This is a genomic window from Nocardia sp. NPDC006044 (genome assembly GCF_042871115.1).
Classification (GTDB): domain Bacteria; phylum Actinomycetota; class Actinomycetes; order Mycobacteriales; family Mycobacteriaceae; genus Nocardia.
This window is the reverse complement of sequence record NZ_JBIAID010000009.1, coordinates 70548-95071: the sequence shown is the minus strand read 5'-3', so window position 1 is coordinate 95071 and position 24524 is coordinate 70548. Positions and strand designations below refer to the sequence as shown.

General features: G+C 68.5%; 20 protein-coding genes, 1 tRNA gene and 1 other RNA gene. 10 read left to right on the top strand and 12 right to left on the bottom strand.

What is annotated here, in order from left to right; genetic code table 11:
• Positions 1-201 precede the first annotated feature (201 nt).
• The gene (locus tag ACFYO1_RS43450) at positions 202-3003 is read right to left on the bottom strand and encodes a DNA polymerase III subunit gamma and tau (RefSeq protein WP_387245486.1); all 2802 of its coding nucleotides are present in this window, start codon (positions 3001-3003) and stop codon (positions 202-204) included.
• 469 nt (positions 3004-3472) lie between these two features.
• Here ACFYO1_RS43450 and ACFYO1_RS43445 point away from each other — a divergent pair, with 469 nt between their 5' ends.
• The 6 genes from ACFYO1_RS43445 (at position 3473) to ACFYO1_RS43420 (ending at position 11219) form a co-directional block, all read left to right on the top strand.
• Complete coding sequence (locus ACFYO1_RS43445) at positions 3473-4297, top strand: hypothetical protein (protein WP_387245483.1); 825 nt, start codon at positions 3473-3475, stop codon at positions 4295-4297.
• Between the two features lie 134 nt (positions 4298-4431).
• A complete protein-coding gene (locus ACFYO1_RS43440) occupies positions 4432-5733 on the top strand; it encodes an ammonium transporter (protein WP_387245480.1) in 1302 nt (433 codons plus the stop codon).
• An 86-nt stretch (positions 5734-5819) separates the two neighbouring features.
• Positions 5820-8096, top strand: a complete 2277-nt coding sequence (locus ACFYO1_RS43435; RefSeq protein WP_387245477.1) for an MMPL family transporter — start codon at positions 5820-5822, stop codon at positions 8094-8096.
• Entirely contained in the window at positions 8093-8770 is a 678-nt protein-coding gene (locus ACFYO1_RS43430; protein WP_387245474.1) for a TetR/AcrR family transcriptional regulator, read from the top strand. Before ACFYO1_RS43435 ends, ACFYO1_RS43430 begins: the two co-directional genes overlap by 4 nt.
• 105 nt (positions 8771-8875) lie before the next feature.
• A complete protein-coding gene (locus ACFYO1_RS43425; protein WP_387245471.1) occupies positions 8876-9580 on the top strand; it encodes a hypothetical protein in 705 nt (234 codons plus the stop codon).
• Positions 9581-9929: 349 nt separating this feature from the next.
• Complete coding sequence (locus ACFYO1_RS43420; protein ID WP_150400703.1) at positions 9930-11219, top strand: ROK family transcriptional regulator; 1290 nt, start codon at positions 9930-9932, stop codon at positions 11217-11219.
• Between the two features lie 4 nt (positions 11220-11223).
• Here ACFYO1_RS43420 and ACFYO1_RS43415 read toward each other — a convergent pair whose 3' ends face one another.
• Complete coding sequence (locus ACFYO1_RS43415) at positions 11224-11994, bottom strand: amidohydrolase family protein (protein ID WP_387245468.1); 771 nt, start codon at positions 11992-11994, stop codon at positions 11224-11226.
• A gap of 67 nt (positions 11995-12061) precedes the next feature.
• Between ACFYO1_RS43415 and ACFYO1_RS43410 the strand changes: the two genes are divergently transcribed.
• Positions 12062-12436 carry a MerR family transcriptional regulator gene (locus ACFYO1_RS43410; RefSeq protein ID WP_387245465.1) on the top strand — a complete coding sequence of 125 codons (375 nt, stop codon included), beginning with the start codon at positions 12062-12064 and terminating at the stop codon, positions 12434-12436.
• Positions 12437-12665: 229 nt separating this feature from the next.
• Here ACFYO1_RS43410 and ACFYO1_RS43405 read toward each other — a convergent pair whose 3' ends face one another.
• The gene (locus ACFYO1_RS43405; protein ID WP_387245462.1) at positions 12666-14297 is read right to left on the bottom strand and encodes a DUF2207 family protein; all 1632 of its coding nucleotides are present in this window, start codon (positions 14295-14297) and stop codon (positions 12666-12668) included.
• A gap of 358 nt (positions 14298-14655) precedes the next feature.
• On the opposite strand from ACFYO1_RS43405, the gene ACFYO1_RS43400 reads away from it, so the two are divergent.
• A complete protein-coding gene (locus tag ACFYO1_RS43400; RefSeq protein ID WP_387245460.1) occupies positions 14656-15573 on the top strand; it encodes a neutral zinc metallopeptidase in 918 nt (305 codons plus the stop codon).
• A 4-nt stretch (positions 15574-15577) separates the two neighbouring features.
• Here ACFYO1_RS43400 and ACFYO1_RS43395 read toward each other — a convergent pair whose 3' ends face one another.
• Positions 15578-15928: a hypothetical protein gene (locus ACFYO1_RS43395; protein ID WP_387245457.1), complete on the bottom strand. Its 351-nt coding sequence runs from the start codon at positions 15926-15928 to the stop codon at positions 15578-15580.
• 153 nt (positions 15929-16081) lie between these two features.
• Positions 16082-16657, bottom strand: a complete 576-nt coding sequence (locus tag ACFYO1_RS43390; protein WP_378724374.1) for an HhH-GPD-type base excision DNA repair protein — start codon at positions 16655-16657, stop codon at positions 16082-16084.
• Positions 16658-16942: 285 nt separating this feature from the next.
• Here ACFYO1_RS43390 and ACFYO1_RS43385 point away from each other — a divergent pair, with 285 nt between their 5' ends.
• Positions 16943-17749 carry a methyltransferase domain-containing protein gene (locus tag ACFYO1_RS43385; RefSeq protein WP_387245454.1) on the top strand — a complete coding sequence of 269 codons (807 nt, stop codon included), beginning with the start codon at positions 16943-16945 and terminating at the stop codon, positions 17747-17749.
• 51 nt (positions 17750-17800) lie between these two features.
• Here ACFYO1_RS43385 and ACFYO1_RS43380 read toward each other — a convergent pair whose 3' ends face one another.
• Together ACFYO1_RS43380 and ffs are read right to left on the bottom strand one after the other, a co-directional pair.
• Entirely contained in the window at positions 17801-19090 is a 1290-nt protein-coding gene (locus tag ACFYO1_RS43380) for an aminotransferase class I/II-fold pyridoxal phosphate-dependent enzyme (protein WP_387245451.1), read from the bottom strand.
• 183 nt (positions 19091-19273) lie between these two features.
• Positions 19274-19368: signal recognition particle sRNA small type (gene ffs, locus ACFYO1_RS43375), an RNA gene on the bottom strand.
• 139 nt (positions 19369-19507) lie between these two features.
• Between ffs and ACFYO1_RS43370 the strand changes: the two genes are divergently transcribed.
• Positions 19508-19595, top strand: a tRNA-Ser gene (locus ACFYO1_RS43370).
• Between the two features lie 132 nt (positions 19596-19727).
• On the opposite strand, the gene ACFYO1_RS43365 is transcribed toward ACFYO1_RS43370, so the two are convergent.
• From ACFYO1_RS43365 to ACFYO1_RS43345, 5 genes are all read right to left on the bottom strand, one after another.
• Positions 19728-19985: a hypothetical protein gene (locus ACFYO1_RS43365; protein WP_387245448.1), complete on the bottom strand. Its 258-nt coding sequence runs from the start codon at positions 19983-19985 to the stop codon at positions 19728-19730.
• Between the two features lie 307 nt (positions 19986-20292).
• Positions 20293-20691, bottom strand: a complete 399-nt coding sequence (locus ACFYO1_RS43360) for a hypothetical protein (protein ID WP_387245445.1) — start codon at positions 20689-20691, stop codon at positions 20293-20295.
• A gap of 45 nt (positions 20692-20736) precedes the next feature.
• Positions 20737-21126, bottom strand: a complete 390-nt coding sequence (locus ACFYO1_RS43355) for a hypothetical protein (RefSeq protein WP_387245442.1) — start codon at positions 21124-21126, stop codon at positions 20737-20739.
• Between the two features lie 131 nt (positions 21127-21257).
• Positions 21258-22241, bottom strand: a complete 984-nt coding sequence (locus ACFYO1_RS43350) for an adenosine deaminase (protein WP_387245439.1) — start codon at positions 22239-22241, stop codon at positions 21258-21260.
• 14 nt (positions 22242-22255) lie between these two features.
• Entirely contained in the window at positions 22256-24412 is a 2157-nt protein-coding gene (locus ACFYO1_RS43345; protein WP_387245436.1) for a bifunctional serine/threonine-protein kinase/ABC transporter substrate-binding protein, read from the bottom strand.
• Between the last annotated feature and the right edge of the window lie 112 nt (positions 24413-24524).

The window sequence follows — 24524 nt, the reverse complement described above, 5'->3', positions numbered from 1 at the left end:
GCAAGCTTCCTCCTTCGGCCCCGCACGTTCGCCGTGCATACGCTGTACAAATCGCGGCATGCAACGGCGGACGCCGGTTCCGATCGCCCATACGCCTTGGGCATACCATAGAACCTCGTCGTACCGGAGTTCACGGCCACCCGTTCATACTACCGTGGTGTGCGAACTCCGGTTAACTTAACGTGCTGGCGGCGGTGGTTGTCAACCACTCAGCCGTGTGGCCCCCAGCTCACTCTTCAGCAATTCGAGGGCAGCCTCGTCGGGGTCGCGCCGGTCCTCCGGCGCCACCGGGACCGCCGCGGCGCGGATCATCTCCTCTTCGTCCTCGGGCGTGGTCTCCGGTACCACCCCTGACCCGTTGCCGTTCGTGGGCTGCGCCGACTCGGGCGGCGCGGAATCAAAAGGGCCGGGATCATCCGGTAGATCGGGATAGTCGGGCGGCGGAATATCGTCGTCGCCGAACGAGCGCGGCTTGTTCGCGCCGCCCGCCTGGTCCGCGGCGGCGGCATTCTTGGCCTGGCTCGGTCGCGAGAAACGCGGCGGCGCAGGCGCATCCGTGCCGCGCGCGGGCGCGTTGCCGGATTCACGCGCCGCCGGTTGCCCGGCCCCGCGCTGCGGCTTCGGCTGCCCGCCACCCCGCGCGGTCGCCGCAGGTCGCGCCGCGGGACCGCCGGCCTCCCAGCGCACGTCGTGCGCGCGGCCGAGCACCGCGTGCACCGCCGAGCGCACCGCGTCCAGGTTGCGCGGATCCGAGAGCCGCTGGGCCAGCGGCGCATGCTGATGCGCGAAGACGATCGTGTCGCCCTCGATCCGGGAGACCGAGGCGCCGGCCAGCATCGCCTGCACCGCGGCGCCGAACTCGCGCACCTTGGCGCGGATATCCGCCCAGGCGGCCTCGACCTCGCGCAGCAGGTCCGCGTTCGGGGCGGCCGACGGTTCCGGTTCGGCGACCGGATCCGGCTGCGCGGCGGGCGACGCCGGCTGCGCAGCAGACGGCGCCGGTTGCGCGGCAGATGGTTCGGCAGGGGCCGGTTGCGCGGCGGCGGGCGGCGCAGGTTGCACGGCAGCCGGTTCGGCAGGGGCTTGTTGCGCGGCGGTCGGCGACGCAGGTTGGACGACGGCTGGTTCGGCAAGGGCCGGCTCGGCAACCTCTCGGATAACCGATTCCACTCCGGAAAACGCCTGCACCGGTTCGCGTTCGGGATCGTCGGCGGCCGGAACCGGCGTAGGCGAACCGGCCGGAACTTGCTCCGGCGCGGCCGCGGGCGATGCGGAAGATGCTGCGGGGCCGGCAAATTCGTCCTGCGCCGCGGTCGATGAGTTCGATTGGCCGACCGCGGTATCCGGCCCGGCGACCGACGCCGAGGCCAGCGGATCCGCACCGGCGGCAGCGGGCACCGCTTCCCCGGTCGCGCCGGTCTCCTCACCACCGCGGGTAGCCGCACCGGTCGGCACCGACACATCCGGGCCCGCCGCGGCGGTGCCGACGTTCGAAGCACCCGATCCGGTCCGGACTGCCTCGGCCGATTGAGCAGCGGTCGCCGCGCCAACCGGCTCGTGGCGTGTCTGTGCAGCATCCGCCGCGGGCGGGGCCGGCGTAGGTGCGGGCGGCGCTGATGTAGGTGCAGACCCCGTGTGCCCTGTGGCCCCGGCGGCGCCCGGACCGCCTGCGGTCCCCGGCGCAGCACCACCCGATCCAGCGGTCTCCCGGCGGATGGCGGCCAACGCCTCCGCACCGCGACGCCGAGTCGACTCGGGTGAGCCGGGCGCCGGCCTGGACACGGCCGCCACGGCGGCGTCCGCGGGCGCGGAGCCCGACGAGGTCGCGGGCAACGGCGCGACCGCCCCGCCCGCGAATCCTCGTTCGAGCCGCTCCAGCCGCTGCAAGGTGGCGGACTCGGCATCCGACACCGACGGCAGCAGCATCCGCGCGCAGACGACCTCGAGCAGCAGCCGCGGCGACGTCGCGCCCCGCATTTCGCCGAGCGCCTCGTGCAGCAATTCGGCGTATCGCGCCAACGTGGCCGGGCCGAGTCGCCCGGCCTGGTCGCGCATCCGCTCGAGCACATCCCCCGGCCCGGAAACCAGCGCGCGCTCGATCGCGTCGGGCACCGCGCGCATCAGGATCAGATCGCGCAGCCGCTCCAGCAGGTCGACGGCGAAGCGGCGCGGATCGTGCCCCGCCTCCATCACCCGGTCGACCGTGCCGAACAGCTCCGCGCCGTCGTTGTCGGCCAGCGCGCCGATCGCGTCGTCGATCAGCGCGACGTCGGTGACGCCGAGCAGCGAGACCGCCCTGGAGTAGGTGACGCCCTCCGGTCCCGCACCGGCCAGCAGCTGATCGAGCACGCTGAGGCTGTCGCGCGGGGAACCACCGCCCGCGCGAATCACCAAGGGGTACACCGCCTCTTCGACGGTCACCTGCTCCTGGTCGCAGATCTTGCCGAGCAGGCCGCGCATGGTCGCGGGCGGCAGCAGCCGGAACGGGTAGTGGTGGGTGCGCGAGCGGATGGTCGGCAGCACCTTGTCCGGCTCGGTGGTGGCGAAGATGAAGATCAGGTGGGCCGGCGGCTCCTCGACGATCTTCAGCAGCGCGTTGAAGCCGGCCGTGGTGACCATGTGCGCCTCGTCGACGATGAAGACGCGGTAGCGGGATTCGGCAGGCGCGTAGAAGGCGCGGTCGCGCAGCTCGCGGGTGTCGTCGACGCCGCCGTGGCTCGCGGCGTCGAGTTCGATCACATCCAGATTGCCCGGCCCGCCCGGGCCGAGCGCGATGCAGGACGGGCATACGCCGCACGGCTTCGAGGTCGGCCCCTGCACGCAGTTCAGCGAGCGCGCGAGGATGCGCGCGGACGAGGTCTTGCCACAGCCGCGCGGGCCGGAGAACAGGTAGGCATGACTGATCCGGCCGGTGTCCAGGGCGGTGCTCAGCGGGTCGGTGACGTGCTCCTGACCCACTACCTCAGCGAACGTTGCCGGTCGGTACTTCCGGTACAGAGCCACGGGCAGAGGTTACCGGCGCGCACCGACAAAGAACATTCGCGCTGACCGGCGGGCCCCGGCGCGGCGGAACACCAACAGCGAAGACCCATTCGATGTGATCCAAATCACAAGATTCTGCGGCCCTTATTAACCCCTACTCACCGATAGATACGGCGGCAACGCATGAGCTATCACTGACGAAGCACCGGTCGACAGCGGGAAATTACCGCCCAATACCCCCATGTAGACCGGAAAAGATGTACTCACGCCCCGATTCACCGCAGATTTGTGGAGATAACGAAAGCGTCAACGAGGATGACAGTTACGCAATCGGCTGGTTACCGTGGCAATCGGCAACTTCGGTAGCCAAACCTTCATCAGGTTGGTTGCCCCGGCCGGTCCCTCATCCCGACCGGGGCACAACCAAAGTTCCCGCACCGCCGAGTTCCAGCGAAACCGAGTTCCACATCCATCGGAGGAACTTCCCACCGTGCAAAAGCCTGATGAGATCGCCACCGCGTTGCTTTCCAGCACCGACTTCGCCGGCGATCGTTCCGCGGTAGACCTGCTGAGCCGCGCGATCAGTCCACAGGACTTCGCGATCAAACGCGACTCCCTCCCGGTTGCCGCCACGGCAGATCCCGCCACCTCCGCCGCCATCCTCGAGCTGCTCGAGCGCGGCCAGGTGCCGACCATGGCCGCGATCCGCACCCTCACCGCGCAGAACGAGATGCGCCGCGAGGCCGAACGCATCGAGCGCCTCGGCCGCCGCGCCCAGCGCAGCATCGACGACTTCGGCCGCGCGCTGGCCACCCTCGCCGACGCCCACTGGACCGCGCACGGCATCGGCCCGACCCGCCGCGACGTGCTGTCCTCCGAGCCGGTCATGACGCTGATCCGCACCCGCATCGGCGATATCCCGCCGTCCGCGGTGAAACACCTCTGGCTGATCGAACGCGCCCAGCGGGCCGGTTGGATCGCCTCCAACGCCAACGCCGGATCGCTCTGCGCCGGCCGCCGCTTCCACGCCGACCAGTACGGCAACCGGGTCTCGCTGCGCCCGGTCAACACGATCGGCACCGCCGTCGCCGCCTACCTCGGCGACTACCTGACCGAACACGAGCGCGCCCCGCGCTGGTCCACCGTCGCCCAGGAACTGCGCGACGATCGCGGCCGCCGGATCTTCCACAACACCGCCGACGCGCGCACCCAGCAACTGTGGCTGACCACCGCCGAATGGGTTGCCATGCGCGACGATCTGCCCGTTCCCGGCAAGCGCGGCCAGCGCGCGGTGGCCCGCAAGTCCCGCGCCTGACCGGTCCCGGTCAACGGCCGTATTCGGCAAACATCCCATGTCCGAACCCGCGCACGACTCGTGGACCAGCGCAAATCCGGCGGTGAGCATTCGGTAATTTCCTTGCAACGCATCGTGCGTGGAAGGAGCTTCCCGTGTCCACATCCCTGGATCCCGCGGCCACCGCCTGGCTGCTCATCAGCACGGCCCTGGTGCTGCTGATGACCCCGGCGCTCGCGCTGTTCTACGGCGGGATGGTGCGCTCGACCGGCGTGCTCAACATGCTGATGATGAACTTCATCGCGATCCCGCTGGTGACCGTCGCCTGGCTGCTGTTCGGCTACAGCCTGGCCTTCAGCGACGACGCCGGCGGCGGACTGATCGGCAACCTCGATCACCTGGCCATGGCCGGCATCGACCCGGCCACCCTGCACGGCGCGGTGCCGGAGCTCCTGTTCGCCACCTTCCAGCTGACCTTCGCCATCCTCACCGCGGCCCTGGTCAGCGGCGCGATCGCGGACCGGGCGAAATTCGCCGCGTGGATGATCTTCGTGCCGGTGTGGGCGCTGGCCGTCTACGCCCCGATCGCGCACTGGGTGTGGGGGCCGGACGGCTGGCTGGCCTCGTTCGGCGCGCTGGACTACGCGGGCGGCTTGGTCGTCGAGATCGCCTCCGGCGCTTCGGCACTCGCGCTCGCCCTGGTGCTCGGCCCGCGCATCGGTTTCAAGACCGACGCGATGCGCCCGCACAACCTGCCGTTCGTGCTGCTCGGCGCGGGGCTGCTGTGGTTCGGCTGGTTCGGCTTCAACGCCGGGTCGGCGCTGTCCGCGAATGGTGTTGCGGCGGCGGTCTTCCTGAACACCCTGGTGGCCGGCTGCCTCGGCATGCTCGGCTGGCTCGCGGTCGAGCAGATCCGCGACGGCAGGCCGACCACCTTCGGTGCGGCGTCCGGCGTGGTGGCCGGCCTGGTCGCGATCACCCCGTCCTGCGGCTCGGTGAACACGCTCGGCGCGCTGATCGTCGGACTCACCGCGGGCGTGGTGTGCTCGTTCGCCGTCGGCTGGAAATTCAAGGCGGGCTATGACGATTCGCTCGACGTGGTCGGCGTGCACTTCGTCGGCGGCATCGTCGGCACGGTGCTGATCGGCCTGCTCGCCACCCAGGTGATGACCGGTGGCGTGCAGGGCCTGTTCTACGGCGGCGGGCTGGCGCAGCTCGGCAAGCAGCTGGTCGGTGTGCTGGTCGTCGCGGCATACGCGTTCGTGGTGACCTTCCTGCTCGGCAAGCTCATCGATCGCACCATCGGCTTCCGGGTCAGCCAGGAAGAGGAGACCGCGGGCATCGACTTCGCGCTGCATGCCGAGACCGCCTACGCGGAGGGCGTGCACGGGCATTCCCCGCGACGGTTCGGCGAGGGGCACTTCGGCCACGGCCAGACGGGTGACCGGGATCACTGATCGCGCGGCGGCTCCCTCTGTCGGTGCAGAGGTAACGGCGTTACGCTAACCGCGTTAACTCACTGCGCCGAGCAAGGGAGCCGCGCGTGCTGATCCGGATCGCACACATCGTCACCCGTTATCCGCGGGCGATCCTGCTCGCCGCCGCCGCGCTCGCCATCCTCTGCGGGGTCTTCGGCGCGACGGCGGCGTCGCACTTGAAGTCCGCCGGGTTCACCTCGCCGGACGCCGAGTCGTCCCAGGTCGCACGGCTGCTCGCGGACAATTTCGACGGGGCGGCACCGAACTATGTGCTGCTGGTCAGCTCGGATGCGGGTGCCGACGCACCGGCCACCCGCGCGGCCGGGCTGCACCTGACCGACACCCTGCGGTCCCGCTCCGACGTCAAAGGCGTGCAGTCGTATTGGACCGCCCCGCCCGCGGTGGCCTCCGCGCTGCGCAGCACCAGCGGCAAGGAAGCGCTCGTCTTCGCCTACCTGACCGGCGACGACACCCAGTCTCAGGAGACCGCGGGCCAGCTCACCGAGCAACTCGCCGGAACCACCGACGGCATCACCGTCCGCCAGAGCGGGACCGCCGCCGTCTTCCACGACGTGAACAAGCAGATCACCCACGACCTCGCCCTCGCGGAGGGCGTCGCGATCCCGGTGTCGTTGGTCGTGCTGGTGCTGGTATTCGGCAGCCTGATCGCCGCCGCGCTGCCGCTGACCGTCGGCATCTTCGCCATCCTCACCACGCTGGCCATTCTGCGGATGTTCACGCTGATCACCGACGTGTCCATCTACGCGCTGAACATGACCACCGCACTGGGTCTCGCGCTAGCGATCGACTACAGCCTGTTCATCGTCAGCCGGTATCGCGAGGAGCTGGCCAACGGCCTGGAACCGGTGGCCGCGACCATCCGCGCCGTGCAGACCGCGGGGCGCACCGTGCTGTATTCCGCACTGACCGTAGCGCTTTCGCTGGCCGTGCTGAGCATCTTCGACATCTACTTCCTGCGGTCGTTCGCCTATGCCGGGGTGGCGGTGGTCGCCGCGGCGGCCGCGGCGGCGATCCTGATCCTGCCCGCCGCGCTGGTGCTGCTCGGGCGCCGAGTGAACTCGCTCGACATCCGAGTTCCGTTGCGCCGCCTGTTCGGTCGTTCGGCTCCCGATCCGATGCGGCCGCTGGTGCCGGAGCAGAGCCGGTGGTACCGGATGGTGACCTGGGTGACCGGGCATTCCATCCCGGTCGCGCTGATCCTCGCCGTGCTGTTCCTCGCGCTCGGATCACCGTTCCTCTCAGTGAAATTCGGCTACCCCGATGACCGGGTCCTGCCCACCACCGCCGCGACCCGCCAGGTCGGCGACGTGCTGCGCGCGGAATTCCCGGCGGCCAACGCGGGCAACAACACCACCGTCGTGCTGGACGGATATCAAGGCGGCCCAGGCCCGATCGGCGACTACGCCAAGGGCTTGTCCAAGGCGGACGGCGTTTCGGCGGTGCTGTCCAGCGCCGGCGTCTACATCAAAGGCGGGCGCGTCGCCAACGGTCCAGCCGGAATGGCGAACGGCACAGGCGAATACATCAATGTCGCGACCCGTGTCGATCCGTTCTCCCCGGCGGGTGAGGCACAGTTGCGCGAACTGCGCGCCGTGCCCGCACCGGGCGAAACGCTGTTCGGCGGCGGCGCGGCGGTCAATGCCGACGCCCTCGACTCGCTCGGCAAGCGGCTGCCGCTGGCCGTAGCGCTGATCGCCCTCGCCACCTTCGTGGTGCTGTTCCTGTTCACCGGCAGCCTGATTTTGCCGCTGAAAGCCATTGTGCTCAATACACTTTCGCTGTGTGCCGCGTTCGGCGCGATGGTCTGGATATTCCAGGACGGGCATCTGTCCGGCCTGCTCGGCTTCACCCCGGTCGGCTACATGACGCCGACCATGCCGATCCTGATGTTCTGCCTCGCGTTCGGCATGTCGATGGACTACGAGGTGTTCCTGCTCTCGCGCATCCGCGAGGAATGGCTCGCCTCCGGTCGCGTGGTCGACGGCGGCGTCGTACGCACCGCCGAGGACAACGTGCACGCGGTCGCCGTCGGCGTCGCCCGCACCGGCCGCATCTTCACCGCCGCGGCCGTGCTCATGGCCATCGTGATGGGCGCGATGGTCACCTCGAAGGTGTCGTTCATCCAGCTGATGGGCCTCGGTCTAACCTTGACCGTGCTCGCCGACGCCACCCTCATCCGCACCATGCTCGCGCCCGCTCTGATGAAGCTGATGGGTACGTGGAATTGGTGGGCGCCCGCGCCGCTGGCCCGGCTGCACGCCCGGATCGGGTTGAGCGAACACACCGATCCCAGCGAGCGCGTCCTGGCCGGGCGCGAATGATCGGAGCACGCAGGTCGCGGTCCGCCCGCGGCGCCGGCGCTCAGCTGCGCACCGAAATCCTCGACGCGGCACGGGAACTGCTGGCCCGCACCGGACACGCCGACGCGGTGTCCATCCGCGAGATCAGCAAGCGGGTAGGCGTGAGCGCACCCTCCATCTACCGGCATTTCGCGGACAAGGACGAACTGATCGAGGCCGTGGTCGTGCAGGTCTTCGAGGACCTGGATGCCGCGATCGTCGCCGAGACGGATCCGGCGGTCTCGCCGATCACCCGGCTGTGTCAGCAGGGGCTGGCGTACGTCCGATTCGCCAGGGAGCACCCCGAGCAGTACCGGCTGGCGACCGTGCCGACCATGTCCGTCGGCGCGGTGGATCAGGTGCTCGGCAGCGGTGCGTTCCAGCACTTTTCGCAGACGGTGCAGGAATGCATGGACGCGGGCGTGATCACCCCCGGCGATCCGATGCCGGTCGTGCTCGATCTCTGGGCCGCCGCGCACGGAATCGCGTCGCTGCTGATCGCGAAGCCCTACATTCCGTGGGGCGATACCGAGGCGGTGGCCAATCGGGTGCTGCGCGCCGCGTGCGTCGGTCATGTGGTGGTGGACATGATCGGCGCCGATACCGAACCGGATGAGTTCGCCGCCTGGGTGAGCGAGATGCGCCGCGACCGCTGAGCCGTCGCGGATTGGAATCTCCCTGCGTTTTTTACTCGTTATCCAGGACTTTCTCCTCGATGCTTTGCCTCGACAGCACTGACTAGATGAGGGATCGCAGTACACATGAGGATGAGGAAGCTTGCCGTGGTCGCGGCACTGGTGACCATGACGACCGGAGTCGCCGCAGGCACTTCGGTCGCCGCACCGCCGGCCAACGATGATCCGGTGAATTTCACCGCCCATGCCACCGATACGTCGTCGATCATCACCACCGACTCCGGGTCGATCGTGGTCGAGGACGACACCTTGAAGATCAAGGCGGCCAACGGCACCGTCGTCGCGGGGACCCCGCTGAAGTTCCGCATCGACGACTTCGAGCTCCCGATCGCGGCCGACATCGCTGGCCACACCGCGACCCTGACCCCGCAGCTGGATCCGGCAAAAGCAACCTACAAGCCGGTCGCCCTGCCCTTCGAGGACAAGGCCCCCTGGAAGACCGAGTACGACCGTGAGCAGGCGGCCTGGAGCCGGCTGACCTCCACCATCTCGATGGGCGCCACCATCGGCACCCTGGTGGGTGGCCTCGGCGGCGCGGCGGTTGGCTGCGTCCTGGGCGGCGCGCTGGGCGGCACCATCGTCGGTGGCACCATCGTCGGGCTGTTCGGTCCGTTCGTCGGCGGCATCATCGCCGGCTGCCTCGCCGGTGCGGCCGCCATCGGTGCGCTCGGCGTGATCGGTGGCCAGATCTTCGTCACCGCTCCGGTCGCGATCGGTGCGGCGATCCAGTACTTCACCACGATCAATCAGCCGTTCGTGGCGCCGAAATAACTCGCGGTCGCCACTGCCGCGACAAAGCCCCGCCCAGCATCCTCTCGCCTGGGCGGGGCTTTTCGCCGCGCCGTGACCTGGGAAAACATTGTGTGTGAGAACACAGCGGCGGTTTGAGGCTTGGTGAGTTGTGGTCACCGGTGTTAATTTCATTTACATGTCTGCTGGCCGATCGAACGCGCTGCGGGTCACCTATGTGACCGCCGCGCTGGGTCTTCGGTTGCCGCTGACGCGCGAACTGTGTTGTCGCCCTTGCTGCAGCTGAGCCGCTTTTCCGGCTCGTTTGCTGCCTAGTCGCCCATGTAGGCACGTCCCGCCAGTCGCGGGACCTCGGCAAGGAATCTTCACCATGTCCCTTCCTACCCTTGAACGATCCGTCGCTAGGACCGCAGGCGGCCGCATCCGGGTCCAGCGTCCCGTGGTCGCCCCTGAACTGCGCATCGCCGACAACCCGGCGGCCGCGGTTCTGCGCTCCGCCACCGGTGGCCCGGTCTCGCGCGACAATGCCGCGCGGTCAACGGGTTTGAGCATCGCCACGGTCAACCGTCAGGTGTCCGCGCTGCTTGCCGCCGGTTTGCTCCGTGAACGCCCCGACCTCACCGCCTCGGGGGCGGTCGGACGGCCGCGGGTGCCCTTCGAGATCGATCACGAGGCGTACCTGACCCTCGGCATCCACATCGGCGCCGCGGTCACCAAGATCGTCGCGGCCGACCTGCGCGGCCGCATCCTCGGTGGCCTGGCCATCGCCACTCCGCAGACCGGCCAGGAATTCGCCACCACCACCGTCGCCCGCAGCGCCAAGGCGTTCCTGCAGCGATGGCATCGGCGCAAGCCGCTCTGGGCCGGCGTCGCCATCGGCGGCCGGGTCGATCCGCTCACCGGCGTGGTCGACCACCCCAAGCTGGAGTGGCAGGGCGCGCAGATCGGAGCCGTGCTCGGCGAGGTGCTCGAGCTGCCCGTGTCGGTGGCGCCGCACGTCGAGGCGATGGCCGCCTCGGAGTTGCTGCTGCCCACCATCGAGTCGCGGGACGCCGCCAACGGGCGCGTCGCCGGCCCGGAACGCGGCAGCAGCCTGTACTTCTACGTCCGCGAAACCGCCGGTGTCGCGGTAACTCTGGACGGTCGCGTACACACCCCGAGCAACGGCCCCGGCTCGATCGCCCACCTGCCGACCGGCTCCGACGTCGAATGCACCTGCGGCAGGCGCGGTTGCCTCGAGGTGACCGTCGGCGATCGATCGCTGCACTCGCGGGCCGTCGGGCGCGGAATCATCCCCGCGCACAACGGAACCGCGGGCTCGACCATCCTCGACCTGTACCGCGCGGCCGAATCGGGTTCCGAGCCGGCCCGCGAACTGCTCGCCGAGCGGGCCACCATCCTCGGGCACACCGTGGCCATGGTCCGCGACATGCTCAATCCCGACCGCGTGATTCTCGGCGGCCAAGCCTTCACCGGCTACCGGCCCGCCGTCGCGCACGTGGCCCGCGCGTTCAACCAGGGTTCCAGCTTGCCGCCCACCGACATCCGGATCAGCGGATTCGGTGGCAAGGTCCAGGAGTTCGCGGCGGTGGTCACCTCGCTGAGCGTGCTCTACGCGGACCCGCTCGCCGCGATCCGCCGGACGACCCTGAGCGACTGAGCGTTCAGCTCAGCAATTGCTGGGCAGTGCCGCCGAGGACCCGTTCGCGTAGCTGTGGCGAACGGGTCGCTCGTTCGACGGTGAGGCGGGCCGTGACCGGGTCACCGTAGGGCGCGTCCGAGCCGAACAGGGTGCGCTCCGGAATCTCCGCGATGGCGATGCGGACGGCGAAAACGATACTGGCGGTGGACAGTTCGAGGTACATGCTCGGGGTGTCGCGGACCAGCTCGATGGCGTCCATCCAGTGCGCGCCGCCGAGCTGGGACACCACGAGCGGTACCTGTGGATAACTTCGCGCCAGGCCGGCCAGGGTGTGGAGGTCGGCGGCGGTGGTGGGCGCGGCGCCGTGCACAACCACGGGCAGCCCGCCGTGGTCGGTCGCGGCGCGCAGTACCGGCTCGAGCAGCGCCGCCCGGCCCGGCGGCGGGGTCAGCTCCCCGATGCCGCGCAGGCCGCGGCCGATCACGTCGCGGTCGACGAGCAGGCCGACGTCCGGTGCGTCCAGCGGCACCGAGCCGAAGCCGATGAACCGGTCCGGGTGCGCGGTGAGCGCCGCATCCAGTTCGCGCCAGGCGATATCGCGGGCCTCGTTGCCGCCGCCGGCCAGTGCGCGATGCAGCAGGTCCATCTCCTGCCGCAGCTGCGCCAGGTCTTCGGCGCGTTCCGGATGCGGCCGGGACATGAAGAGCACGGTCTTGTCCACACCCGCCTCGTCGAGCAGCGCGATGTGGTTCTCGACCGGGACGTGTACGTGGCTGTGTGCGTCGATGATCAACGGTCCTCCTCAGGAATCGTGTTGCACCGCCGAGTGTTGATCCCTGACACCATGGGAAGGTCAAATCATGCTGATCGGTGAGCTGGCGGAACGCACCGGCATCAGCGAACGCCTGCTGCGCTACTACGAACGCGTCGGCCTGCTCGCCGCCGAACGCCGCAGCAACGGCTACCGCGAATACGACGAGGACGCCGAACACCGCGTCACCCAGATCCGCGCCCTGCTCGCCGCCGGCCTACCGACCCGCGCGATCGCCCGGCTGCTCCCCTGCACCGGTGCGGACGGCGCCCTGCGCGCTTGCCCCGGCGTCCTCCCCACCCTCCACGACCGCCTGGCCGAATTGGACCGCCGCGCAGCCGAACTCGCCACCGCCCGCGACCTGCTCCGCCACGCCATCCTGGACACCGAACGCTCGGCCCTGGGCCGAACAGTCGGCAACTAGATCACACTGCGCCACAACGGCATTCACGAGCAGGTCACGTTACGACCGGCTGCCGTCGTATACCGACCGCCAGCGTCGGCAGCGCGGATCGGCTGGAGGCCGACTCCCCGGCATTCAGGCCGATGTCCGCGCCCCCAAGCCATCAGCGGCGAAAGGCGACGTGCGTACGGAGCGTCCTGGCCGTAGCGCACCCCACATCACGAGCACGCGACCCACGTCGAGCGCAGGGTCAGCGGTGGGGGTCGCCTGCGGTCGCGAACAGCCCTTCCAGGGCGGTGATGAAGAAGGGGAAGTGGCCGGCGAAGCGTTGCAGGTTGCGGTCGCGGTCGAAGCCGCCGAACCAGTAGAGGCCGGGCTGCGAGTCGGCGGAGGGGTTCAGGTCGCGGAAGGCGCGGATCCAGTTGTCGGCCCGGCCGCCGATCACCATGAACGGCAGGGCGCGGGAGAAGACGGTCTCTTGGTCGATCGGTGGAACCTGTTCGCGCCTGGTCGATTCCAGGCCGCGCTGCAGCGCACGAATCTGGCCGGTCAGCTCGACGCCGTGGGCGGTGCGGACGGGCAGGTACTTCGGCAGCAGCACGGTGGCGAGGCCGGCGAGCGCGATCGCGACACCGACGAGCGCGTGGCCGGAAGTGAGGGCCAGCGCGACCGTAGCGACGACACCGGCGACGATCAGCGCACCACCCAGCGCCAAGGTCAGGCCGGGGCGGCGACGGTCGAGAAAGGTGCCGCGCGTGACCGCGTCGGCGACCAGCGCGGTGCGCACCGGCCCGGACTGCACCCGGCCCGGCGCCCGGAGTTCGGTGATCGTGACGGCGTCCGTGCCGTCGGGCAGCAGCGCCTGATAGACGGCCTTCTCGTAATCCCGCAACTGGTCATCGGGGGCGTTGACCCGGGTGATCCGCCAGTCGGTCTCGCCGAGCGGCGTCACCCAGAGGTAGCGGCGCACAGCGAGATCCACCACTGTCGCGGCGATGTCGACCGGATCGACATGCTCGTCCAGCAGCAGCCCCGCCTCGCCGGGCAGCACCCCGTCCGGCGAGGTGAACTGCACCCGCTCACCATCGCGCACCAGCGGATCGATCGTGTCCGAACCGGTTCCGGCGGCAGCGTTCTGGCGGCGCGCGCGCAGCACGAAGGCGACCAGTCCGGCCAGCGCGAGCAGCAGCACCCCGAACGCGACGAGCACCGGTGTGGTGATGCCGAACGGTCCGGCGGCGCCGGTGTCGCGCACATCCGCATTGCTCGGCACGCTGCCCGGCGGCAGTTGCAGGGTGAGGTCGATCGCATCACCCTTCTTCAGATCGGTCTGCTCCAGATGGAGCACGCCGTCCACCTCGGTCTTCACGTCGGCACACGGCCGGGTGTTGCCGGGCGGGCCGAGTTTGCAGTCCACGATGCCCATTTCGAAGCTCGGGCTGATCAGCGTCGCGCTGATCGACGCGATATCGCTGCCCATGACGCCGAGCCAGTTGAACACCTGGCTGCCCGGCACATCGTTGACCAGGTTGTGCACCGAATAGGTGAACGTCGACGCACCGGGCTTCGCCTCGATGGTGAATTGATCGTTCGCCACCGTCGCCGTGCCCGCCCCCTTGGTGTCGACATCGGTGACCTTGAAATAGCGTTCGACGTCGTCACTCACCTTCAGCCGCAACGGCAGCGACATCCGGAACGAACCGTCGGCCGGCACGTCGACCTGCTCGACCACCTCGAGCACGCCCTCGCGGCTGAGCTTCAGATCGGCGATGATGGAGACACCGCTCGGGGCGGGCTGGGTGTGGGCGATCGGGGCGGTCGCGAGCAATCCCACGGTGGCGAGCAGCAGCGCGCCTACGGCGCCCCCCCGAAAAGTCAGCATGGCTGCCTACTTTAGACAGCTTGCTATTCTGCGTCATCGGCTGTCGGTGATCATTGAGACGAGGGGGTACGGGGGCGTGACCCAACCACCGTACGGATACGGACCGGTTCCGCCTGGTGGGCGACCGGTTCCGCCCCCGCCTGGGTACGGTCAGCCCGCGCCCGGCTACGGGCCGCCACCGGGCTACGGACCACCGCCCGGATACGGACCACCGCCGGGTTACGGTCAGCAGCCGGGATATGGACAGCAGCCCGGATACGGCCAGCCACCCGGGTACCAGCAGCCGGGATACGGTCCGCCACCTGGATATTCACCGCCCGGGTACGGTCCGCCACCCGGCCACCGCGCACCGCCGCCGATGCCCTACGGCCCGCCCGGACGGCCGCCGCACACGCCCCGCCGCCGCTCCGGTGGCGGCGGCGCCTGGATCGCCGTGCTGGTCGTCGTGGTTTTCCTGGTCGCGGGCGGCCTGGTCCGCAACGCGATATCCACCGGCAAGAACGACAACAACGCGACCGGTCCCGCCCCCAGCCTCACCTTCGCCCCCGACGGCGCGGTCGGTCCCGCCGAGACCGGCGCCAATCCGCTGCTCGCCGATCCGAATGCGACGCTCATCCCGTCGCGCTGCGCGTACTCCCCGTGGGGCACCCAGGTGGACGCCGCGCGCAAGTTCTTCGACAGCGCGGCCGGCTGCCTCGAGGCGGCGTGGAAACCGGTGCTGCAGAAGGCGAATCTGCCGTTCACCCCGCCGTCGCTGAACGTGAGCGCGACCACCACCGGCATCACTACCCCGTGCACCGGCTCGACCAGCAACTTCGCCGCCTTCTACTGCCCGGCGAACAAAACCATCTATATGCCGATCAGCCAGTTGCAGACCGACTTCTTCAAGGACAACTGGATCGTCTACCTGTCGGTCTTCGCCCACGAGTACGGCCACCACGTGCAGGCCATGTCCGGCATCCTGCGTAAGGCGAACAGCGACCGCGCCGACGCGGGCCCGCGCAGCACCCGCGGTCTGGAGCTGTCCCGCCGAGTCGAGTTGCAGGCCAACTGCTTCGACGGCATGTACCTGAACTCGTCCTCGGGCGGGGGCTCGCTCACCAACTCACAGCTCAACCTCGCCCGCAAGGATGCCTACGGCCGTGGCGACCAGGCCGGCGACATGCGCGACCACGGCACCTCGGAAAACGGCGGCCAATGGTTCGAGACGGGTTTGGACAAAAACCGTGCCGCCCAGTGCAATACCTTCACTGCCTCGGCCTCGGCCGTGAGCTAGCGGTTCAGGCGGGCCGAGGCCCCTGCACCTCGTCGGCGAACGGCGAGCTCGGCCGGCGCGCATAGGTGTATTCCGGCGCGACGGTGATCACGTCGCACACCTGCACCAGTTCGCCGGGCACGTCCCCGTCGAAATGTGCGGTGCCCGGCACGATCACCGCGTCCGCGCCGAGCCGTCGCGCGACGTTCATCAACCGCCCGACGGTGTCCTCGGTCTCCGCGCCGAACACCACCGTCTTGGATAGGTCGTACCCGAAACGCTGTGCCAGACTCCGGATCAGCACCTCATCCCACTGCTGCCGTGCCCCGGAAACATCTCGACGCAAATATCCCACCGCTGCTGGACGTCGCCTCATCGGAGAACTCCCTTCCGCCCAACACCATCCCGGCAAAGCGCCGCCCCCGGCAATGCCCGACCGCTGCCAGTCCCCCGCCACTGCACCGAATCTCGCCGGGATCGGCGCTCGACACCGGGCAGCGGCGCGGACGTCGCGGCGGCTACCGCGGGGTCAGCCCTGTTTCGCCGCCGCCTTCGCCTGTTTCTTGAATTCCCTTACCTGCGCGAGTGATTCGGCATCCGTCACGTCGGCCACGGAGCGGCGGGAACCTTCGTCGCCGTAGGCACCGGCCGCTTCTCGCCACCCCGCCGGTTGCACCCCGCGCTGCTTGCCGAGTAGCGACAGGAAGATCCGGGCCTTCTGCTCGCCGAATCCGGGCAGCGCCTTCAGCCGGCGCAGCACCTCTTTGCCGTCCGGCTTGTCCTGCTTCCACAGGTTCTCGGTTTTCCCGTCGTAGTTCTCGATGATGTAGCGGGCGAGCTCCTGCGCGCGGCGGGCCATCGAGCGGCCGTACCGGTGGATGGCGGGCGGGGTGGCGCAGAGATCCTCGAATTCCTGCGGGTCGGCCTCGGCGATGCGGTGGATGTCGAAGCCGCCCATCCGGTCGGCGATCTTCTTCGGGCCGCGGAACGCGTGTTCCATCGGATACTGCTGATCGAACAGCATGCCGAGCAGGGTGGCGAAGTGGTCCTCGGTCAATAGCTCGTCCGCCTCGACGTCCTGCGCCAGGCAAAGCTTGCGACTCATCGCCCATTCCTTCCCACCGTGACAAACCTGCTCGGACGGATTCGATCATCTCACTTGTCAAGACGGTGCGAAGCCGTCCTGCTCATCGCGCCTCGAGCCGAATCACCGCCCGTCTTTTACGCGGTCGGAGCGGGTGGGCACGGCGGGCCTTCGCGTGACCGGCCTCACATCCCTGCCGTGCGTCGCCATACCCCCGCGCGTAGGCTCCTGCGCATGCCTCAGCAGACGGCAGTACCTACATCGGCACCCCACGAGGTGGCCACGGCTAGGGATGGAAACGGGCCCATGGACACCTACACTTTGCGCCCCGATCGATTCGATCGAGCAGGCCAGGATCAACTCGTCGACGTTCGCGACTTACAAGCCGCGCTGCCCGGTATCCGCAGGTTGCGGGACTGGGCGCACGACGCACTCGCGCTGCGTCCCGGCGAGCGCGCACTCGACATCGGGTCCGGCACCGGCACGGAGGTCATGGCCTTCGCGGACGCGGTCGGCCCCGGCGGTGCGGCGGTGGGCGTCGAGCCCGACCCGAACCTGCTCGCCTCCGCCGAACGCCGCGCCGCCCAGTCCGGTTCCACCGCCAAGTTCCATTCCGGCGACGCCTACGGCCTGCCGTTCGGCGCGGGCAGTTTCGACGCCGCGCTGTGCGAGCGGGTGTTTCAGCACCTGACCGCGCCGGCCCGCGCCGCCAACGAGATCGCCCGTGTGCTTCGGCCCGGCGGTCGTGTCGTGGTGGTGGACAGCGACTGGGGCACCGCGATCGTGCATCCGGGCGAGCGGCAGGTGGTGCGCGAGGTGGTCGACACGTTGATCTCCGCGACCACGAATCCGTTCTCCGGCCGCAGGCTGCCCGGGCAATTGACCAAGGCGGGCCTGGTGATCGACGAGATCGGCTCGCACGCGCTGGTGCAGGACCGCACGGTGGGCGTCGGCTCGCTGGTCACCCGCATCTCGGCGATGGCGGTGGCGCGCGGCGTGATCACCGAGGAGCAGCGCGCGCGACTGGTCGAGGATCTCGAGGCGGGCGCGGCCAGCGGCGACATTCATCTTTCGGTGACGATGTTCGCCGTGCTGGCGCACAAGCCGAACTGATCGGGACAGCACAGCGGGCGCGTACCTCGGTACGCGCCCGCTGTACTCGTACTACTTGCCGAGCAGTTTCTCGGTGGCCGCCAGCAGCACACAGGTGGCCAGGCCGTCCATCGCCTTCTCCAGCTCGGGCAGTTTCGGGAAGCTGGGCGCGATCCGAATGTTCTTGTCCTCCGGATCATTTCGCAGCGGGTAGGCCGAACCGGCCGCGGTGAGCGCGATGCCCGCGTCCTTGGCCAGCGCGATCACCCGGGCCGCGGTGCCCTCCAGGACGTCCAGGCTGACGAAGTAGCCGCCCTTGGGCTCGGTCCAGGACGCCACCTTGGACGCGCCCAGCCGGTCCTCCAGGATCCGCAGCACGGCAGCGAATTTCGGCTCCAGGATGGCGCGGTGCTTCTGCATGTGCGCGCGCACGCCGTCGGCGTCCTTGAAGAAGCGCAGATGACGCAGCTGGTTGATCTTGTCCGGGCCGATGCTCTTCTTGCCCGCGTGGCCCAGGTACCAGTTCAGGTTCTCGGTGGAACCACCCAGGAAGCTGACGCCCGCACCGGCGAAGGTGATCTTCGAGGTGGAGGCGAATACCAAGGGACGGTTGGGGTTTCCGGCCGCGGCGGCGAGGCCCAGCACGTCGTATACCGGCGCCGCGGTATCGGTCAGCGGGTGCACCGCGTAGGCGTTGTCCCAGATCAGCCGGAAGTCCGGAGCCGCGGCCGGCATCGAAACCAGTTCCCGGACAACCTCTTCGGAGTACGTGACACCGGACGGGTTGGAGTAGTTCGGCACCACCCACATGCCCTTGATCTGCGGATCGTTCGCAACCAGCTCGGCGACGGCGTGCGCGTCCGGACCGTCGTGGTGCATCGGGACCGGGATCATCTCGAAGCCGAGCACCTCGGTGATCGAGAAGTGCCGGTCGTAGCCCGGGCTCGGGCACAGGAACTTCAGCTTCTCCTCGGCGGCCCACCGGCGCTCGGAGTCGTTGGTTCCGTACAGCATCGCGAACGCGAGCACGTCGTGCATCAGCTCGAGGCTGGCGTTGTTGCCGGCCAGCAGGTTGTCCACCGGGATGCCGAGCAGCTCGCCGAAGATCGCGCGCAGTTCCGGGAGTCCGTGCTGGCCACCGTAATTGCGGCAATCCGTGCCGGTGCCGTCGCGGTAGTCGCCGTCACCGGGCAGGGAGAGCAGCTCCAGCGACAGGTCGAGTTGTTCCGGCGAGGGTTTTCCGCGCGTCAGGTCCAGCGTGAGCTTCTCGGTCTTGAGCGTCGCATAGTTCGCGTGCTGAGTCTCGTGTTCGGACACGAGTTCCTCGTGGCTCATCAAACCGATCTGCGTTTGCCGGGGCATCCTGGGCAGCCTTTCGAAGCAGCGGGGACGTGGGTTGTGGCCGGACCGATGTGCGGCGGCCGGACGTTCGGCCCGCCAGGCGCATCGGGCGTCAACGGACCGTAGTTCACGTTACCCGCGCGTTGCTCGAATTTGGAGGCGTTATTCGACAGCCGGTTCTCGATCCGGGCGGGCCCCTCACAATTAAGGGGACCCCGCGCACCCGGCAGAGCCCATTGACCCTTGCTGCCTTCCGGCCCTGGGGGAGTTCACAGGATGCGCGCCGCGCGGGATCCGTCGGCCAGTGTAGCCGCTCCCCCGCCCATCCCCCACCTCCGGGTACCCGAAACCGAGCGAAAACCGGGCCGAACTGGGATTTTCCCGGTCCGAACGGACCCGTTTGGCGTCAACCCTCCCCCACCCGGTATGCTTCCCCACGGAGGATTCGCCTAGTGGCCTATGGCGCTCGCCTGGAACGCGGGTTGGGTTAACGCCCTCAGGGGTTCAAATCCCCTATCCTCCGCCACGAAAGGCCCCGCGCAGCTCAGCTGCGCGGGGCCTTTCGCATTTCGGTTGGCGTACGAACACTCAACGGGCCCACACGCGGACGTGACCGCTTCGTCCTTCAGACAGCACCGTCCGAGGAGAGCCTCACCCGCTACTGGCCTCTGTCGGGCTCCAGTTTGTAGGTGCCATACCCATCTTCGACACAGACCGCTTCCGTGCCATAAATCTGCCGGTAACTGTCCTTGCCCGTTGACATGCATTCCTGATAGGTCATGCCCCCGCCTTGAGCGGCGGCAGTACCGCCGGCCCAGACAGCCCCGGCCATTGCGCCGGCGACCAGAGCACTGACCGCAAACCCACACGCGGTGCGCTTCCTCACACGAATCCCCTCCTCGATTGCAGCAGACATCACACGTGCCCACTCCCTGTATCGGCGAGAACTCCTCCCCGCCCCCTCGGAGAGTACGGGTATCAATTCGAAAAACCATCCCACACAGGAAAATTGGCAGACCTTGGCACCAATGCCATTGCCACCGCCCGAGTTACGCACACACCGCTGCGCCCGTCACCACTGATGGGACACGACATCGCTGTTATCAGGACCTATCGAGCATTGCCTTGAACTCACCCACTAGCTTGGCAGGTCACAGGTACTGAACGACGAAGCGGACCTGATCAGTTGATCAGGTCCGCTCTGTTGCGTCATGGGCCGACAGTCAGCCAAGTGGAGCTTTGGTGGTGCGGCGGTTGTCGATTGTTGCGAGGATGCCGGCTATAGCGGCGATGGTGAGGCCTGTGTACAGGATGATGTTGCCCGCGATGGTTGCGGTGTTTCCGGAGGAGAGGTTGTCGAGGAGGGCGCCGCCGAGGAGGCCGCCTAGGGCGATGAAGGTGGCGATCAGGGTGGCGAGGAGGGGGGTCCACCACCAGCGGGCGGTGAGGGCTACCAGGATGGCGAAGACTGCTATTACCAGGATGCCGGGTGGGAAGCCGGGAAATTTGGCGGGGTCGGCGATCCATTGGATTATCAGGCCTAGAATTCCGGTGGCCAGGCCGTAGAGCGATAGTTTGGTGTTTTTCGGTAATTGCGTCCAGCGGGTGCCAATTGTGGTCATTGTCAATTCCTTTCGAGTCGAACCGCACGTGTTGCCCGAGCTGCGTTACTGCCGGATAGCGACCGGGGTGCGCCGCCGGACGGCGGCGATTCCGAACAGGATCGCGGCGGCGAAGCCGAGCATTTGCAGCCACGCGGCAAGGAATTCGGTCGTCTCGGCCGGCGTGCCGAGTCGCGTCCGGAAGTCGGCGTCGGCGAGTCCGCCGAACAGGAAGAACAGTGACATCACCACCGCCGCCAGCGGGATGTACCGCCATCGAACCAGGGCGACCACCGCGGCGAAGCCGAGGTAGATCAAGGGGCCCGGTCCGTCGTAACCGGTTAGTACACTGCGGGATTCGATGATCTCCGGACCGGCGTCACCGAGGGCGGCGAGCACGAGAGCCGTGCACGTCGCGATGATGAAGGGCCGGCGCCTGCCTGCCGTTGTGGTCATGAACACACTGTCGGTCAGGCGGTGCGGTCGGCGCATCCGTCGCACAGCGGATCAGCCGGTACGTCATGGCGCGTAGTCACCGCGCATCTCAGCGCCCTCGAACCGAGATGTGCGGCTTGGATTCTCGCGAATCAGAAGTGGTAGGCGTCGACCTCGCCGAGGTAGCGGGCGCGGGTCGGCTCGTCGATGAACGACGCCTCGAAGGAGTTGCGGGCGAGGGTGCGCAGATGGTCGGCGGTCAGGTTCAGCGCGTCGCGGACACCGTCGAGGTTGTCCTGCACGTAGCCGCCGAAATAGGCCGGGTCGTCGGAGTTCACCGTGGCGACCAGGCCGAGGTCGAGCATCTGGCGCAGCGGGTGATCGGCCAGCTTGTCGATGACTCGCAGGCGCACGTTGGAGAACGGGCACACGGTCAGCGGGATGCGCTCCCGCACCAGGCGCGCGACCAGCTCCGGGTCTTCCAGCACGCGGATTCCGTGGTCGACGCGCTCGACGCGAAGCACATCCAGCGCCTCGGCCACATACGACGCCGGCCCCTCCTCGCCGGCATGCGCCACCGCGCGCAGCCCCAGCTCCCGAGCGCGCGCATAGACCGCCGCGAACTTGGCGGGTGGATGGCCGACCTCGGCGGAGTCGAGGCCGACCGCCACGATCCGATCCAGGTACGGCTCGGCGGCGCTCAGGGTCTCGAGCGCGGACTCGACCGACAGGTCACGCAGGAAGCACATGATCAGCTTGGTCGTGATGCCATACCGTTGCTCGCTGTCCCGCAGCGCCGCCCACAGCCCGTCGATGACGGTCGCGAACGGCACTCCGCGCGCGGTGTGCGCCTGTGGATCGAAAAAGATCTCCGCGTGCCGCACCCCCGCCGCGCTGGCTCGGACCAGATACGCCTCGGCCAGCTCGGTGAAGTCCCGCTCGACCCGCAACACATCCGTGAGCCGGTAGTACAGATCGAGAAACGATTGCAGATCCTCGAACTTGTACGCGTGGTGCAGCTCGTCCACCGAGGCGAACGGCAGTTCGGCCCCGTTGCGCTCGGCCAGCGCGAACGCCAGCTCCGGTTCCAGCGTTCCCTCGATATGCAGATGCAGTTCGGCTTTCGGTACGGGCATTCCGGGGATCCTAGCTAGTTGATCTGGTAGATCCAGATGCCCGGGGTGGTCAGTTCACCGGCGGAGGACCAGCGGTAAGTGCGGGCCAGGCCGGGGCCTTCGTAGCGGTGTAGGTAGTTCAGTAGATCGGGGCGGGTTCGGTGGCCGGTGGCGATGCCGTTCAAGGTGATGGTGGTGAGGTCGTACGCTTCGACGGCGTTCCAGCCCGCGCCCTGATTGTTCAGGGCGCGGAAGTCGAAGTAGAACTTGCCGGGGACCGGGGCGCAGGGGCAGGTGACAAACGCGCCACGGGCCGAAAGCGGCGACGGTGCAACGAAATCCGTGTTGAGCGCGCCTTCGGTGGTGAGGAAGGGGGCGGTGACGCCGGCTTGCCTCAGCTGCTGGACGAAGGCGGCCGCTTCGGCGCTGTAACCGGAGTAGAACACTGCGTCCGGGGTGGCGGCGGCGATCTTGCTCACCGCCGCGCCGAAGTCGCGATCACCCTGTTTGACGTCCGCCCGGCAGCCGGGGTCGGCCGCGCCGCCGAGCATCGCGACGACGTCGTGCGCCAGGCCCTTGCCGAACCCGGAGTCGTCCCGAACGACGCAGATCCTGCTGAAATGTGCTGTGCCGGTGAGATATTTGCCCAGGGCGCGACGATAGACATCGGTCGCGGCGACGCCGCGGAAGAAGCTGCGCCAGCCTTTGGCGGGGTCGACGGGAGCGCTACCGGTGAACAGCAATGGCAGCCCGGCGTCGCTGAACGGCCCGCCGATGGACTGGATCCCGCCGGACAGCGGGCCGACCAGCGCGACGACCGACGGGTCGTTCACGATCTGCCGCGCGACATCGGCCGCGGACTGCGGGAACCCGCCGGAGTCGAATTCACGCACGGTGACCTGGCAGCCGGGATTCGCCCTGGTGAACTGGTCGACGGCCAGTTTCACCCCGCCGATCAGGCCGCGATCGGTGCCGGCGTCGGGTCCGGTGAGCGGTGCGGTCGAGGCGATGGTCACCGGCTCGCACGTGGCCTTACCGTCGCCGGCCGGACTGGCCGCGGCGCTCGGCCGCGGTACCTCCTTGCCGTCGGCGTCGATCTGCAGCAACGCCTGGAATGATGCTGGACCTCCGGTCGTGCCGGGTGCGACGGCGGCGGACCAATCGATCGGTTGCAGCGCAACGGGTCCCGTTGTCTCGCCGGTCTTCTCCGCGGAGTGATCGCCTGTCGCCCAGAGGATCCCGGCGACCAGTGCGAGGACGAGAACGAGCACTGACCCGCCGATCGCGGCGGGGCGCAGGGATCGATGAGCGGGACGTCGCGCGTCTTGCGGTCCGGGCGGTGGTACGAGCGGGCTTTGCGGCGCGGTCAAGACTCGCTGCGCGGCGACGGCGAATTCCGTACAGGACGCGAATCGGTCGTCGGGGTTCTTCGCGAGCGCCTTCGCCAATACCGCGTCCACGCCGGGCGGCACCGTCGGCCGCAGGTTGTGCAGCGACGGCGGCGCCTGCTGAAGGTGTCCGGCGATCATCGCGGCCGGGGTGCCCGCCGCGAACGGCGACGTACCCGACAGCAACCAGAACAGGCTGCACGCCAACGAGTATTGGTCGGAACGATGATCGACGGGAACGAACGACAATTGTTCCGGCGACGCGTACGCCAGCGTCGCCGCGATCCCGCCCTCCTCGGTCAACTGCCTGGACTCGTCCCGCAGCCGGGCAATACCGAAGTCGGTCAACAGGACTCGCTCGCCCTGCGCTACGGTCGCACGGGCCAGCAGGATATTCGCCGGCTTCACATCGCGATGCAGGACCCCGGTGGCGTGCGCGAAGTCGAGCGCTTTCGCCGTCTCGACGATGATCTCGGCGGCCCGCTCCGGTGGCAGCGTGCGTGGGTCGATATCGGCGGCGTCGATGCCGTCGACGTATTGCATCGAGATCCACAGCTGTCCCTCATCGAATCCGCGGTCGTACACGGTCACGATGTTCGGGTGGTCCAGCCGCGCCACCAGATCGGCCTCACGCTCGAACCGCGCTCGAATTTCGTTGTCGGCGTACAGATCCGGATAGAGCAGCTTCAACGCGGTCAATCGCGGCAGTCGAGGATGCTGCGCCAGGTACACCGAGCCCATACCGCCGCGGCCCAGCTGACGCTTGATCACATATCCGGCGAAAACCTCACCGACGCGCAGCATCCAGCCCCCTCCGACTTCGAGTCCGCCGAACCGGGCATCGCGCCACCGAGTTCGGTGCCGACCGCGGGTAGCGCCGACGAGCGGGCCCGACACCGGCCCGAATGCCTCGCCG

Coding starts and splice junctions, on each gene's coding strand:
- ACFYO1_RS43430 (WP_387245474.1), top strand. CDS start 8,093: ATGATCGGAGCACGCAGGTCGCGGTCCGCCCGCGGCGCCGGCGCTCAG.
- ACFYO1_RS43425 (WP_387245471.1), top strand. CDS start 8,876: ATGAGGATGAGGAAGCTTGCCGTGGTCGCGGCACTGGTGACCATGACG.
- ACFYO1_RS43420 (WP_150400703.1), top strand. CDS start 9,930: ATGTCCCTTCCTACCCTTGAACGATCCGTCGCTAGGACCGCAGGCGGC.
- ACFYO1_RS43410 (WP_387245465.1), top strand. CDS start 12,062: ATGCTGATCGGTGAGCTGGCGGAACGCACCGGCATCAGCGAACGCCTG.
- ACFYO1_RS43405 (WP_387245462.1), bottom strand. CDS start 14,297: ATGCTGACTTTTCGGGGGGGCGCCGTAGGCGCGCTGCTGCTCGCCACC.
- ACFYO1_RS43400 (WP_387245460.1), top strand. CDS start 14,656: ATGCCCTACGGCCCGCCCGGACGGCCGCCGCACACGCCCCGCCGCCGC.
- ACFYO1_RS43395 (WP_387245457.1), bottom strand. CDS start 15,928: ATGAGGCGACGTCCAGCAGCGGTGGGATATTTGCGTCGAGATGTTTCC.
- ACFYO1_RS43390 (WP_378724374.1), bottom strand. CDS start 16,657: ATGAGTCGCAAGCTTTGCCTGGCGCAGGACGTCGAGGCGGACGAGCTA.
- ACFYO1_RS43385 (WP_387245454.1), top strand. CDS start 16,943: ATGGACACCTACACTTTGCGCCCCGATCGATTCGATCGAGCAGGCCAG.
- ACFYO1_RS43380 (WP_387245451.1), bottom strand. CDS start 19,090: ATGCCCCGGCAAACGCAGATCGGTTTGATGAGCCACGAGGAACTCGTG.
- ACFYO1_RS43365 (WP_387245448.1), bottom strand. CDS start 19,985: ATGTCTGCTGCAATCGAGGAGGGGATTCGTGTGAGGAAGCGCACCGCG.
- ACFYO1_RS43360 (WP_387245445.1), bottom strand. CDS start 20,691: ATGACCACAATTGGCACCCGCTGGACGCAATTACCGAAAAACACCAAA.
- ACFYO1_RS43355 (WP_387245442.1), bottom strand. CDS start 21,126: ATGACCACAACGGCAGGCAGGCGCCGGCCCTTCATCATCGCGACGTGC.
- ACFYO1_RS43350 (WP_387245439.1), bottom strand. CDS start 22,241: ATGCCCGTACCGAAAGCCGAACTGCATCTGCATATCGAGGGAACGCTG.
- ACFYO1_RS43345 (WP_387245436.1), bottom strand. CDS start 24,412: ATGCTGCGCGTCGGTGAGGTTTTCGCCGGATATGTGATCAAGCGTCAG.